The 15,217-nt window shown below is 34.3% G+C and carries 10 protein-coding genes; 7 read left to right on the forward strand and 3 right to left on the reverse strand.

The annotated features are described in order from the left end of the window. The first annotated feature begins 19 nt into the window (after positions 1-19). The 4 genes from I5168_RS10360 (at position 20) to I5168_RS10375 (ending at position 8,785) form a co-directional block, all read left to right on the forward strand. Positions 20-1,798, forward strand: coding sequence for an AMP-dependent synthetase/ligase (locus I5168_RS10360; protein ID WP_085774663.1), 1,779 nt, complete (start codon positions 20-22; stop codon positions 1,796-1,798). Positions 1,799-1,876: 78 nt separating this feature from the next. Continuing rightward, positions 1,877-3,196 carry an exonuclease domain-containing protein gene (locus I5168_RS10365; protein WP_431471717.1) on the forward strand — a complete coding sequence of 440 codons (1,320 nt, stop codon included), beginning with the start codon at positions 1,877-1,879 and terminating at the stop codon, positions 3,194-3,196. Then, on the forward strand, positions 3,193-3,903 hold the full coding sequence (locus I5168_RS10370) for an SAM-dependent methyltransferase (RefSeq protein ID WP_060522536.1): 711 nt from the start codon (positions 3,193-3,195) through the stop codon (positions 3,901-3,903). The genes I5168_RS10365 and I5168_RS10370 overlap by 4 nt, the downstream gene beginning before the upstream one ends. 136 nt (positions 3,904-4,039) lie before the next feature. After that, entirely contained in the window at positions 4,040-8,785 is a 4,746-nt protein-coding gene (locus I5168_RS10375; protein WP_431471718.1) for a T9SS type B sorting domain-containing protein, read from the forward strand. A 58-nt stretch (positions 8,786-8,843) separates the two neighbouring features. On the opposite strand, the gene I5168_RS10380 is transcribed toward I5168_RS10375, so the two are convergent. Further along, positions 8,844-9,227, reverse strand: coding sequence for a hypothetical protein (locus tag I5168_RS10380; protein ID WP_431471719.1), 384 nt, complete (start codon positions 9,225-9,227; stop codon positions 8,844-8,846). A 343-nt stretch (positions 9,228-9,570) separates the two neighbouring features. On the opposite strand from I5168_RS10380, the gene I5168_RS10385 reads away from it, so the two are divergent. Genes I5168_RS10385 through I5168_RS10395 form a run of 3 tightly spaced genes read left to right on the forward strand, consistent with a single transcriptional unit; the run spans position 9,571 to position 12,870 of the window. Beyond that, the gene (locus tag I5168_RS10385; protein WP_105018925.1) at positions 9,571-11,331 is read left to right on the forward strand and encodes an ATP-binding protein; all 1,761 of its coding nucleotides are present in this window, start codon (positions 9,571-9,573) and stop codon (positions 11,329-11,331) included. Continuing rightward, positions 11,331-11,954 (forward strand): response regulator transcription factor, encoded by a 624-nt coding sequence (locus I5168_RS10390; protein ID WP_042278726.1) that lies wholly within the window; start codon positions 11,331-11,333, stop codon positions 11,952-11,954. The genes I5168_RS10385 and I5168_RS10390 overlap by 1 nt, the downstream gene beginning before the upstream one ends. Next, positions 11,926-12,870 (forward strand): alpha/beta hydrolase, encoded by a 945-nt coding sequence (locus I5168_RS10395; protein ID WP_431471720.1) that lies wholly within the window; start codon positions 11,926-11,928, stop codon positions 12,868-12,870. Before I5168_RS10390 ends, I5168_RS10395 begins: the two co-directional genes overlap by 29 nt. A 49-nt stretch (positions 12,871-12,919) precedes the next feature. On the opposite strand, the gene I5168_RS10400 is transcribed toward I5168_RS10395, so the two are convergent. Both I5168_RS10400 and I5168_RS10405 read right to left on the reverse strand, forming a co-directional pair. Then, complete coding sequence (locus tag I5168_RS10400; protein ID WP_042278724.1) at positions 12,920-14,026, reverse strand: OmpA family protein; 1,107 nt, start codon at positions 14,024-14,026, stop codon at positions 12,920-12,922. A gap of 137 nt (positions 14,027-14,163) precedes the next feature. After that, a complete protein-coding gene (locus I5168_RS10405; RefSeq protein ID WP_431471721.1) occupies positions 14,164-15,183 on the reverse strand; it encodes a threonine aldolase family protein in 1,020 nt (339 codons plus the stop codon). Positions 15,184-15,217: the final 34 nt, after the last annotated feature.

Genomic DNA, 15,217 nt, shown 5'->3' on the forward strand with positions numbered 1-15,217 from the left:
CGTCCGAAAAAAATAATTCATGCAAATCAAACGATTATTTGACTTTCCATATTACCAATTAAAGAATTATCCTAGAGAAGATGCTCTAGTTACTAAACAGAATGGAATATGGGAAAAAACCTCTACACAAGAATATATTGATCAAGCCTGTGCCCTATCACGTGGATTAATGCGATTGGGACTTCAAAAGGACGATAAAGTTGGTATTATATCAACAAACAATAGAACGGAATGGAACATCACTGATATAGGAGTTATGCAAACAGGTGCCCAAGATGTACCTATTTATCCTACTATATCAGAAGAGGATTACGCATATGTTCTTAATCATAGTGAGGCAAAATTTGTTTTCGTATCTGATCAAGAGGTATATGATAAGGTTCAAGCAATAAGAAACAAGGTTCCATCATTGCAGGAAGTTTATTCTTATAATGATATCAAAGGCTGTAAAAGCTGGAGAGAAGTATTAGAATTAGGTAAAGACGACAGTAACCAAAAAGAATTAGAGGATCGCATGGCTGCCATTAAGGAAGATGACCTAGCAACTCTTATCTATACTTCTGGAACAACCGGTAGACCTAAAGGTGTAATGCTTTCTCACAAAAATATTAGTAGCAACGCTATCTTTTCTAGAGAACGACTACCTATCATTGAAGGAAAAGGTAAGGCATTAAGCTTTTTACCTGTCTGTCACATTTATGAACGCATGTTATTATACATGTATACCTATGTAGGTGGTGGTATTTATTTTGCGGAGTCTATTGAAGCTATATCGGACAATCTAAAAGAAGTGCAACCCGATGTAATGAGTGCGGTACCTCGATTACTCGAAAAAGTATACGATAAAATTATCGCCAAAGGAACAGATCTTACCGGCATAAAAAAGAAATTATTCTTCTGGGCTGTAGAACTTGGATTAAAGTGGGAACCATATGGACGTAATGGCTGGTGGTATGAACAAAAACTCAAACTAGCGCGTAAATTGATTTTCTCAAAATGGCAAGAAGCATTAGGAGGCAACCTACAAGCCATAGCTAGTGGTAGCGCTGCTCTTCAACCAAGACTTGCACGTGTGTTCAACGCAGCAGGTGTGCCAGTAATGGAAGGATATGGTCTAACTGAAACTAGTCCAGTTATTGCTGTAAATGATATGCGTAATAACGGATTTAAAATAGGTACGGTAGGAAAACCACTAAAGGAAACCGATGTTAAAATCGCCGAAGATGGTGAAATAATAATTAATGGTCCACAACGTATGATGGGCTATTATAAGGATCCAGAAAAAACCGCCGAAGCTATTGATAAAGATGGTTACTTTCATACAGGAGACATAGGTGAAATTGACCAAGAAGGATTCTTAAGAATTACGGATAGAAAGAAAGAGATGTTTAAAACATCAGGTGGTAAGTATGTTGCTCCACAAGTAATTGAAAATGTTCTTAAACAAAGTCGTTTTGTAGAACAAATCATGGTAATTGGTGAAGGAGAAAAAATGCCAGCAGCCTTTATTCAACCTAATTTTGAATTTCTTGAAGAATGGGCAGAGCGTAAAGAACTTAAGTACAATTCTTACGAAGAATTATGTGCACTAGATCGAGTAATTGACAGATATCAAAGAGAAGTTGATCATTATAATGAACAATTTGGAAAATGGGAACGCATAAAGCGATTTGAACTTACTCCAGAAGTTTGGTCTATCGATAATGAACAACTCACTCCTACCCTAAAATTGAAAAGAAGAAATATTAAAGCAAGGTATCAGGATCTATATGATAAGATTTACGGACCAAAAATTTAATATCCTTTGTATAACCTTTTTAAATGCCGTGTATAATCACGGCATTTTTTATGTAGTTTCACCAAATAAAATAATTAATTGTACGCAATACTAGATATAGAAACTACCGGTGGTAATTATGGTGATGAAGGAATCACCGAAATCGCTATATACAAATTTGATGGACATGAAATAGTGGATCAATTTGCTAGCCTGGTAAATCCGGAAAAACCCATTCAACCGTTTGTAGTTCAACTTACAGGTATAAACAATAAGATGTTAATCAAAGCTCCAAAATTTTTTGAGGTTGCAAAAAGAATTATTGAAATTACCGAAGGTTGTGTCATAGTTGCTCACAATGCTGAGTTTGATTACCGCATGTTAGTCCAGGAGTTCTCTAGCCTAGGTTATGATTATCAAAGAGAAAGCATTTGCACGGTTCAAGTAGCTCAAGAATTACTTCCTGATGAAGAAAGTTACAACCTAGGAAAACTTTGTAAATCATTGGGCATTCCAATTCCTTCGAGACATCGAGCAACAGGTGATGCGGCAGCAACAGTAAAGTTGTTTAAGATTCTTCTTGAAAAAGATACAGGAAAAAAAATTATAAACAGCTTTCAAAAACAATTAGCACAAAAGAGTGTAAAAAAAGGCTTTCAAGAATTCTTGGATTCGGTACCTGCGACTTCAGGTGTCCTTTATCTTTTTAATGAAAAAAATCAATCTCTTTATATTTCCAAAAGCAGAAATATGAAGAAAAAACTTAGACAAGTTGTAACCTCACAAGCAAAGTGGGCAGCAAACTTAACTAAGAAAATTTATCGAGTATCCTATGAACAAACAGGAAGCCTTTTAATTGCAGAAATAAAAGAATACATAGAAATTAAGGCTCAAAGACCGAAATTTGTTCGTAAGCGAAAAGCTATACATTTAAAATCTGTACTCAATTATAAAGACAATCGTATTCAAATTAATAAAATAGCTCTTCCTTCTAGAGATGGTTTAATATTTTTTAGAAGCGATAAAAAGGCTATTAATTTTCTTAAGTGGTTATTTAGTAACTCCTGTCAATCTCCCGATGATTATATAGACAATAACGAATTGTTACAACAATTGGCAGATATTGAACACTTAAAAAACGGTAAGAGTATAGATGATTTATTAGAAGGATTTAACTTCATGAATGGATCCTATATTCTTAAGTTAAGAGGTCGCACAGCAACAGAACACGCAGTACTTAAAATTTCCAACAATAAGGTTCAAGGTTATGCCTATATCGATCTTAAATATCAGGTAACCAATAGTGAAATTTTAAACAAGCTTTTAATTCCTTTAAATGATGATAAAGGAATTTTTCTTAACATGGTACATCAATATATCAAGACAAGAAAAAACATATATAAATACAAATTAGTATGATGGAAAAAGGTAGGTTGTTTCTCATCCCTGTAACACTAGGTGAAATTAATCCTCTTGAGGTATTACCTATATCTGTAAAAAAGGTAATTGAGGTAGTTGATCATTATATAGTAGAAAATGAAAAAAGTGCTAGACGCTTTATAAAAAGCATTCACCCAGGAAAATCACAACCTAGCCTGCAACTTTCAACACTTAATAAATTTACCGAACCTAGTGAATTACCTACTTTTCTTAAACCATGTCATGAAGGTACACATGTAGGCCTTATGAGCGAGGCTGGTGTTCCTGGTGTTGCAGATCCAGGTTCACAGGTTGTAGCAATGGCACATGAACAAGGAATAAGAGTTCAACCTCTAGTAGGACCTAGTTCCATCCTTATGGCAATGATGTCTAGTGGTATGAATGGACAAAGTTTTGCGTTTAATGGCTACCTACCTATTGATAAGCATGATCGTCGAAAAAGAATTAAACAATTAGAGTCATTAAGTTTACGAGAAAATCAATCTCAAGCCTTAATAGAAACGCCTTATCGCAATAATAAGTTAATTGAAGAATTATTAACCACATTACATCCAGAAACGCGTTTGTGCATAGCCTGCGATATCACTCTACCAACTGAATATATTAGAACCTTTTCAGTAAAAAAATGGAAGCAAAATATTCCAGATATTCATAAACGTCCAGCCCTATTTATTATACATGCATAACGTTTTTTATTCCGCTTTCGCGAAAGCATAAACATTTAATTAACAAATACTTATCATATATTTTAAGGTGGTCTTAACATAATATCATTGAAGTCATAAAAAAATCTTACTTTGCGTAGATTAATCAATGACGAAAATGAAAAAACTCTTACTCTTTCTAATTTTATTGACACCTCTGTCGATGTATTCTCAAGGAGAGGCATCGTGGTGGTTCTTTGGACAAAACGCAAGTTTAGATTTTAATAGTGGAGCACCTCTTCCTGGTCCAACTGGTTCCTTGAATACATTTGAAGGTTGTAGTACCATATCAGATGAATGTGGTACCTTATTAATGTATTCAGACGGAACAACAGTTTGGGATAGAAATGGTAATGCTATGCCTAATGGAACCGGACTATCCGGTAATTCCTCTAGTGCTCAGTCTGCCATTATCATTCCCGATTTAGGGTCCACAGTCAGGTATTTTGTAATTACTATTAGTTCTAGTGCAGGATTGCGATATAGTATCGTAGATATGTCCCTTAATAGTGGATTAGGAGATGTAGTAGCAGGAAGAAGAGATTTATTAATACAAGCAAGTACTCAGGAAAAAGTTACAGCAGCTTACAACGATTCTCAAACTTTTTATTGGATTCTTACTTTTGATGGAAATGGAACTTATAGTGCTTATCCTGCAGGTGGCGGAATTATACTTGCTGCCCAAGGTGTTGACTCACCATTACCAACAACTGCAATGAGTGATGCTCGTGGTTATATTAGATTATCACCTGATGCATCAAAAGTATCAAATACCTCTATAGGGAACGCTGGAACGGCTTATCTAGCTGACTTTGATAACGCTACTGGTGTTGTTTCTAATCCTATACCTCTTACTAACACTACTGGAACCACTTCAAGATATTATGGTACTGAGTTTTCTCCAAATTCTCAACTCGTATACTTAAATGGAAATACCCAAGATACTGGTAATGGATGTGGAACTGGGAACACCAGAGAAATTCTACAGTATGAAATTAATGGTGGAGCCATGTGGAATAGTAGACCTAATGTAATTCCTACAAATGCAACTAATAATTCTGGTCGTGGAGCTTTACAATTAGGTATTGACGGTATGATTTATCATGCACGTACTTGTCAACCATGGTTAGGTGTAATAAGAAGTCCTAATTTACTAGGTGGTGCTGCAGGCTATGTTGACGATGGTGTGGCTTTGGCTACGCCTATGCAGTCTAGAGAAGGATTACCACCATTTATCACTTCATTTTTTGAACCTTCATTCCTTGCACAAGATGCTAATAATGGCTCTGGAGGCGGTAATAATGGAAATCAAACGGACTATTGTGATGGTAGTACGATACAATTTAATAGTTCTGCTAGTGGACTTTGTGCAACAGCAACCGTTCTTTGGGATTTTGGAGATGGAAATACAAGTACTCAATTAAACCCAACACATTTATATGCTGGACCTGGAGTCTACACTGTTTCTTTAACGGTAACTAGCGGCTTCTACTCTGCTACGGCTACTCAAGTTATAAATGTTTATGAAAATCCAATAATAAATCCAGTTCCAATACAACGATTGTGTGATTCTGATGGTAGTGGTGACGAACCATTAGACCTCGTAACCGTTATAGATCCTATTGTTTATGGTACTCAAAGTACCACCGATTTTACTATCTCATACTTTCTAACTCAAAATAATGCCGACAATAATGTAGGATCTATTAATAGTCCATACCTGTTTCCATTAGGTACAACTACCGTTTACGCAAGAATTTCTAATAACACAAATCCGCCTGCGTCGATTGATTGTTTTGTTACCGATACTTTTGACGTTATAGTATCACAGGCAGGTGGTATTACTTTGTCACCAGCGGTATTAAATTTGTGTGATGCAGATAATGATGGTTTTGAGACATTTGATCTTACAACTTCCGATTCTCAGGTATTTCCAGGTGGAAGTGCTGGTGGTGCTCAAGTAACGTACCATCCAACATCAAATGATGCTAATAATGGTACTAATGCGATAACCAATTTTAATAGCTATGTAAATGCTACACCAACCTCAGAAGTTGTTTATGTAAGAGCTGTTACTGATCCTGGAACTGCTTGTCAAGGTGTTGATACTATTGATATTACATTAAATGTATACGATTCAAAAGTAGCTAATCCTGTACCTGATCAAAGATTTTGTGATAATGGTAATGACGGTACGGAAGATATTCTTTTAACCGATTTTGACGCAACAGTTTTAGGCAGTCAAAATGCTTCAGATAGCGCTATAACCTATCACTTAAATCAATCTGATGCTGATACAAATAGTTCTCCTCAAACAAGTCCATTTGCTTTAACAGGAAATACTACTATATATGTTAGAATCGAAAACACCAATTTCACTGACTGTTACGATACAACATCTATAAACTTATTCTTAGATACTCAAGCAGTTGCTAATACAGTAACAGAATTCAGACTGTGTGATGACATTTCCAATAATGGTTCAGAAGTATTTGACTTAAATACAAAAATTTCGGAAGTATTAGGATCACAAAACGCTGCAGATTTCAATGTTGAATTTTTTGTTTCACAGGCCGATGCAGATTTAGGTTCAGCTGGTGGAGCAACGCCTGTTTCCTTAAATTATAGTAGTGCAGGGCAAACCATGTATGCAAGAATTGAAAATATTAACAATACAAATTGTTTTGACACTACTACTTTTGATTTAATTGTAGATGAACTTCCTTTAGCCAATACTCCTGCTACTTTAGACTTGTGTGATGATACTAGTAATGACGGAGTTGAAAATGTGGATTTAAGTGTACAATTTGATAATGATGTATTGAACGGTCAAACTTCTACCAATTTTGTAGTTACTTATCATGCCAATCAAACTGATGCAGATAATGATTCAAACCCGTTGACAAGTCCATATCAAGTAAGTTTAGGAACAACAAATCTGGTTGTTCGTGTTGATAATTTAAATAACGAAAGTTGTGCTGCTACAGCACCTATTACTATTATTTTAAATGAACAAGCTATTGCAAATTCGGTAGCAGATTATAGATTGTGTGACGATGTTTCAAACGATGGTCAGGAAACTTTTGATTTAAGTACTCTAAATCCTCAAATTTTAGATACTCAGAATACCGCAGATTTCACCATTGAGTATTTTGCTAATCAATCAGATGCTGATCTAGGAACTGTTGGCGGAGCAACAGCATTACCTACCATGTATACCTCTGGAACATCAACTATAATAGGAAGAATACAGACTAATTCTAACACGAGCTGTTATGATACAATAAGTATCAATTTATTTGTGGACACAACTCCGCAAGCAGGTGTTCAAGCTGATATAATAGTATGTGATGACCCTTCCAATGATGGTGTTGAAGATGTTGATCTTAGTCAATTTGATTCTACCATATTAAATGGTCAATCAGCATCAGACTTTGTAGTTTCCTATCACGCTTCTCAAGCAGACGCTGATAATGACGCTAGTCCACTTTCAAGTCCTTATTCTGTAAGTGCTTCTACTCCTAGAATATTTGTTAGAATTGATAATGTAAATAACAATAGTTGTTATACTACAACCAGTTTTAATTTTGTCATTGCCCCTACTCCAACTGCAAATGCGGTGAATGATATGGTTCTATGTGATGATCCTACAAATGATGATACAGAATCTTTTGATTTATCAATGGCAGATAGTCAAGTCTTAGGTAACCAAAACCCATCAGATTTTACCATTACTTACCATCCTACACAAAATGATGCGGATAATAACAGTAATACTTTGCCTGTGATTTATAATAATGGTACTAATCCAGAAACAGTATACGTTAGAATTGAAGCTGTAGCTAATCCAGTTTGTGCGGATTTCACGAGCTTTACATTGACAGTAAGCGAACAACCAACTGCTGGTTTTGCTCCTGATATAGTGGGTTGTGATGATCCTTCTAATGATGGTTTTGAAGATTTTGATTTCTCGCAACAAGATGGTGCAGTATTAAACGGTCAATCAGCTTCTGATTTTGAAATAACTTATCACTTAAATCAGGCTGATGCGGATTCAAATAGCAATGCTCTTCCCGTGCCATATACCAATACATCAAGAGCTCAAACAATTTATGCTAGAATTCAAAACAGAAATAACCCTGATTGTTACGATGTTTCCTTCTTTGAAATTGAAGTATTTGAAAGACCAGATATCAATAATCAAGGTCCAATAACCATTTGTGCAGGAATTGATGAAGTTCTAGATGCAGGTCCTGGTTATTCAAGTTATTTATGGTCAACTGGTGAAACCACACAAACAATAACAGTAAACTCACAAGATGACTATACAGTAACGGTAACAAATAGCAATGGTTGTGATACCACAGCAACCATTAGAGTAATTGAATCTGATATAGCAACTATAGAAAGAATTGCTGTCAACCAATTTGAAGTAAATACAAATACACTTGAAGCGATAGTTACTGGTCCAGGAGATTATGAATTTAGTTTGGATAACTTTGTATATCAAGATTCGCCACGATTTAATAATCTAGTTCCAGGATTTTATACCGTTTATGTAAAAGATAAAAATGGGTGTGGAACGGTTTCTCAAGATGCCGTTATTATAGGTGGACCACCTTATTTCACTCCTAATTCTGACGGATATCACGATACATGGCAAGTAACTGCTATTGAAACTGTGCCAGATGCAAACATTTATATTTTTGATAGATATGGTAAGTTATTAAAACAAATAAGTCCTACAGGTGCTGGATGGGATGGAACTTATAATGGTAACCCTATGCCTTCTAGTGACTATTGGTATATGGTAGAATTAAGTGACGGAAGAAGTTTTAGAGGACACTTTGCTCTGAAGAGATAACTTTATTAATTGATAAATTGTAAAAGCGCCTTATAAATAATAAGGCGCTTTTTTTATTCTATTTTAAAAACTGTTTAATATTTGGTTTGAAATAATTAGGTCCTTTTAATACTTTACCATCTTCTCTATAAATAGGTTTTCCATCAGCACCCAGTTTTGACATATTAGAACTTTGAATTTCATCAAAGACATTAGTGATTATATCTTGCATGCCGTGTTCTATTATAGTTCCACAAAGTATGTATAACATATCTCCTAGTGCATCTGCTACTTCAACTATGTCATTATTTTGAGCCGATTCAAGGTACTCTTCATTTTCTTCTTTCATGAGTTCATACCTTAGTTTAATTCTCCTGCTAGAAATATCAGCAATTGGTGAATTTTTGATTCCTAGTCCAAATGAATCGTGAAATTTATATACGCTTTCTAATTGTTTTTTCATTTATTAGTTTTTAGGATTGTAAATTTGAAAAAATACTTCAGATGTACCCAATATTATTACAAAAAGATCCTATGTTCTCTACCGGACAATTAATTTTTGCACTTCTTTTTTTTATTGCATTTGTGATTATAATAAGCATTATGTACAGGAAGGATAAAAAACTACACAAAAAAAATTATCGTGGTGTATTTTGGGTATTGATAGGGTTTATAGGATTTTTTGTGTTACTCCTATTAATAAAATACGGTCTTAAATAAGACTTGTAAATCTATCTTCTTGATGATATTACTTAAATAACTAGCTGTTTAATAACTTGTATATTTGTAATACAACTATCCATCAAATGCGCAATTTTATTACTCCAATTTTATTCCTTACATTCTCGTTTTGGACTTATTCTCAAGAAATCCCATTAGATAGTATAATAAGCTATATAGATCAAGGAAAAGCTGTAAACGTTGAGCAACAATTGAAGTTAAGAGACTTTGAGAAATTAAATGATTCTTCCAAGGTAAAATTTCTTTTAATCAAAGGAATGGTGTTTTTTCAAGAGGATAAATTCGTTGAATCTTATAAAGCGTTATTAAAAGCAAAAGAATATAAGGAAAATGTTTCCTTAAGAAATATCTATACTGTAAATCATTACCTTCAAAAAGTTGCCAATACGGTTTCAGAATTTAGTACTAGTGCTGAAGCTCTTGACGAAGAAAACTGTAAGATTGCCTACGAGTTAAATCAACCTAAATTAATTATAGATTGTATTTACAATCAATGCTATAAAAGCATTGTAAAAGAAGACTTTATTGATGCTCTTCAATTAAGTTATCAAATGAAAAATATAGCGGTAAAAGCGAAATTAGAAAGAGAGAAAATTAATATTGAAAATATTATAGGCACTATTCATTATTACAATAATGATTTTGACTCAACCCTTTTTTACTTTAAAAAGAATATAGAATACTACGAGAAAGCTAAGGATTCATTCGCAATGCTGGAACGGTATAATAATATGGCAAAAGTTCAACTTGAACTTGAAAGAAACGCTGAAGCACTTAAGTCCATCAATATTTCTGAACTTTATTTAAAAAACTACAAAAATGTAGGAATGGACGCTCTTATTAAAAGAAACAAAGCTGAAATTTTATATGCTAATAAAAAATACAAAGAAGCTGCTGAATACTATCAAAGTTATTTAATTTTAAAAGACTCTGTTGGAGAAGAAAGTCAAGCAGGTACTATTGCAGATTTACAGACAAAATACGCAACAGCAGAAAAGGAAAAGGAAAATGCTTTACTAAAAGCAGGTAAATTAAAAGCTGAAAATAGTCTTTATGTACTTTCTATAGTTTTAGGAATCATAATAGCAGGAGCTGGATTTTTTATACTTTATGCTTATAAACAAAAGAAGGTATTAGAAGCAAGAGAACTTGCTGAAAAAGAGAAGGCGGAAAAATTACGTAAAGATCAAGAACTTGCGAGTATTGACGCCATGATTGCCGGTCAAGAACAAGAGCGAAAAAAAATAGCATCAGATTTACACGATGATTTAGGGAGCTCACTTACCACAGTAAAAATGTATATTGAATCGGTTCAATCTAACGTCAAAGAAGAAAGCGCGCAAACCTTACTTACCAATGCCTTGAATATTATAGGTGAAACCTACTCTAAGGTAAGAACCATTTCCCATACCCAAAATAGTCGTGTTTTAGGTGAATCTGGACTGGTAGATACATTAGAAGACCTTTGCGACAAAATTAATCAAGCAGGGCAAACCAATGTCGAAGTAGTAAGTAATGAACTATCTACTCCTATATCTAATTCTAAAGAATTGAACTTGTTTAGAATTATTCAAGAATTACTAAATAATATTATTAAGCACGCACAGGCTAATAATGCCTCAATAAATATAACAAGCTATCAAGATAAATTAGATCTTATCATTGAAGACGATGGTATAGGGTTTAATTACGACCCTAATTATAAAACAGATGGAATAGGTCTACACAGCATAGCCCGTAAAATTGAGAACATGAATGGTTCGTTTGAAGTTGACAGTGCACCAGGAAAAGGTAGTACTATAATGATAGAAATACCCCTTAAATAATGATTCATATTGCAATTGCAGAAGATCATGTTTCCCTAAGCGATGGTCTCAAATTATTTTTAGAACAAGATAACGACATCAAGGTAATGTTCACAGTTCCTAATGGCAAGGAAATGCTATTAAAACTGGAACGCATGAGGCCTGAAGTAATTCTAACAGACATAAGCATGCCAGAAATGAATGGTGTTGAACTGTGTCAACGAATTAAAAAAGAATACCCAAGAACAAAAGTTCTCGCCCTAAGTATGTTTGAAAATGAAGGTGCAGTTAGAGATATGATTGACGCTGGAGTTGACGGCTACATGCTTAAAAGTAGTCCACTTACCGAGTTAAAAAAAGCAATTTTTACAATAGCAGATGGTAAAAATTACTATGATAACGAACTTAAATTCAATATCAAGGATTTGAAGTTATTCTCCTCACGTAAACAGTTGTTATCTCGTAGTGAAAAGGAAATTCTTAAGCTAGTAGCACAAGGTAAAACCAACCAAGAAATTGCCGACTTCAGAGGTACTGCTGTAAGTACGATCATTAAACATCGTAAAAATATGATGCAAAAATTAGATCTCCATGGTAAAGGTGAATTACTTCAATATGCAATTCAGGAGCACGGCCATTATTAGTAGTTCCCTTCTTGTACTTCTTATAAGTTGCGTTAATAATCCTTCACCATCAAATACCTATGAAATTAAGCAACTCTTACCTCATTATGAGAATATTAGCACAAGCAGCGATACACTAGTAACCATTCCTAAATTTAATTCCAAATTCGTTTCTGATAGGAGAATTGAAATATTACTTCCAGCTCAGTATCCTAAAAAAGAAACTTTGTATAAAGTGTTGTATATCCAAGATGGTGAACACCTATTTCAAAATGATACTATATCATTTAATAAATCCCTAAACTTTAGAAATCAAATTAGATCTCTACAAGCTACTAATTCCATCTCCCCAACTATCGTTGTGGCAATTTGGAGTTCTGGCGACAAGAGATTTAATGAATATATGCCTGAGCAACCTAAGTCTCTTCTAAATTCCGCTTTCGCGAAAGCAGAATTAAAAAAACAAACAGGATATAATGAATTATACAGTGATGAATATTTAGATTTTCTAGTGAAGGAGTTAAGACCTTTTATTATCAAGAATTTTCAAGTTTCATCGAATAAAGAGGACTCTGTCATCATGGGAAATGAAATGGGCGCTTTACTCAGTTTGTATGCAGCAATTAAGCATCCTGATATTTTTGGCAATACTGCTTGCTTTGAACCCTATTGGAATGTTCCGATTTTAGGAGACGCGTTTGTTGAAACGTTACCAAAATATATTCCTAGCCCATCATCAAGTAAGTTCTATTTTGATCACAATTCATTAAAGACCGATAGCCATTACAAAAGCAATAATAATAAAGTCCTTAAGGAGTTTAAGCAAAAAGGATATTCTGATGATAATCTCCTTTCGATTGAATATAAAAACTTCATAGAGGATTCTGTAAATTGGAAAAGAAGAATGGAAATCCCTTTAAAGTTTTTATTAAAATAAAAAAAGCCTGACTAAAAAGTCAGGCTTTCTAATGTATTAAGGTTTAATCTTAGTTATTGATTAAACGGAATTCAGTACGACGGTTTGCTCTGTGCTCACGCTCAGTACAAGATACACCATCTGCACATCTGTTCTTTAATCTTGACTCACCATATCCATTTGCTACAATACGAGAAGCGTTGATACCTTTTGAGATAAGGTAATTAGCAACTGCTTGTGCACGTCTTTCAGATAAAGCCTGGTTAGAAGTTTTAGAACCTCTAGAGTCAGTGTGAGAAGCGATCTCTACTTTTGATCCTGGAGTATTGTTAAGAGTAGAAAGTAATTTAGCATCGATTTCAGCTTTATCAGCATCAGTTAATGTAGCACTTCCTAATCTCCAGTTGATTTGAAGACCGTTATACTCTACAAGCTTACAGTCAACCTCACTCCATACAGTAAGACCACCTTTTTGCTTTAATACTTCTCTTGTAATCGTTTTAGAAGTAGATGGTACTGTTTCTTCAGTTGTAGAAGCATCAGACTTAAGGATTGTCTTTGTGATATTTGCATATTCTGCAGGAATTTCAATTTCCTCTACTCTAGCTGGTTGATCAACCACACGTACAGTGTAAGTTCCCATTTGCTCTGGTACAGCTGTTCTATTAAAAGAAGCGTCGTTTGTAAGAGTAGTTACAGATACAGTTTGGTATTCTGCTGGGTAACCTTTATAACACCAGTAACGACAATCATCTGGATTAGAAGATGTACATTCTGCTGGTGGTACAGAACTCATTTCCCACTGTGCATATGCAGGTTTGATCTCGATAGTCTCTGTTGACTTTCCAAAACTAGCTGGAACAATTGAGATGGTAGAACCTGCTTGCTTCTTAACATAAGATCTAGTCTCAGTTTTATAAGTTGCAGGTATCACACGTAATTTTTTTGAAGCTTCTTTTACAAGAACACGTTCTGTAACAGTTTCATAAGTAGCAGGAACCACTCTTAACTTCTTATAAGCAGGAGTCGACTGGATACTAACTTCTTCGTTTTCGTAAACATCTGGTGTAGTACAACGTACATAACACTTACCTGGCTCTGGATTTGTAGGAAGATCCTGAGCGGTAACTGCTGTTACGGCCGCCATTGCTACTACTGATAGTAATAATTTTTTCATTTTGATTGAAATTTGATAATTAAATAATGAGATACAAAAGTCCCATTTACAGGTTATTATAACATAAATTTAAGAATAAAAAAACTTTACATTAGTTAAATAACCATTATTATCGGTGAAATACACGATATTTAAGATTAACTAATTGAATTAAATTCAATCAAATTGTTAATTACTTCACGATGTTGTAAGGAATCATAATCGTAATGAGTAACAAATCTCATTTTACCTTCACCCATGTTACTAATTATCATTTTTTTTGCATTACAAAATGTCATAAATTCATTTTGATCATTTACTTCAAAAATGATGATATTAGTTTCTACAGGCTCAACTTTTTTAACAAATGACATTTTTTGTAAGACTTCTTTAAGCTCTTGCGCTTTATGATGATCTTCTTTTAATCGATCGATATGATTTTCAACAGCATATAATCCAGCAGCACACATATAGCCTATTTGTCTCATACCACCGCCTAACACCTTGCGCACTCGCATCGCATTTTTCATCAATGAAGATTTACCACAAAGCACCGTACCCATAGGTGCGCCCAATCCTTTACTTAAACAAACAGATATAGTATCAAATAATTGGCCATATTCTTTAGGGTCTTGACCAGTAGCAACTAGAGCATTCCACAATCTAGCCCCATCAAGATGAAGACCTAACCCATGTTTATTGCAAACTTCTTTAATTTCTTTAATGGTATTTAAATCATAACAAGCACCACCGCCTTTATTAGTTGTATTTTCAAGAGTTACTAAGGTCGTAAGAGGACTATGATAAAAATCAGGAGGATTAATTGCGGCTTCTACTTGTGAAGCGGTGATCTTTCCTCTATCACCATCCAATAACTTACAACTTACACCACTATTAAAGGAAACGCCACCACCTTCATAATGATAAACATGTGCATACTTATCGCATATAAGCTGCTCGCCAGGTTGCGTGTGTAATTTGATTGCAGCTTGGTTTGCCATACTACCAGTAGGAAAATACAATGCCTCGTCCATACCAAACATTTCGGCAATACGGTTTTCTAATTTTATTGCCGTAGGGTCTTCTTTATAAACATCATCACCTACATCGGCATTCATCATAGCTTCTAGCATTCCTTTTGTAGGTTTGGTAACGGTATCACTACGTAAATCTATCATGTTCTATTTATTACATTTAAAATGTAAAGATACT

This window comes from Nonlabens sp. SCSIO 43208, from assembly GCF_050703575.1.
Taxonomy (GTDB): domain Bacteria; phylum Bacteroidota; class Bacteroidia; order Flavobacteriales; family Flavobacteriaceae; genus Nonlabens; species Nonlabens tegetincola.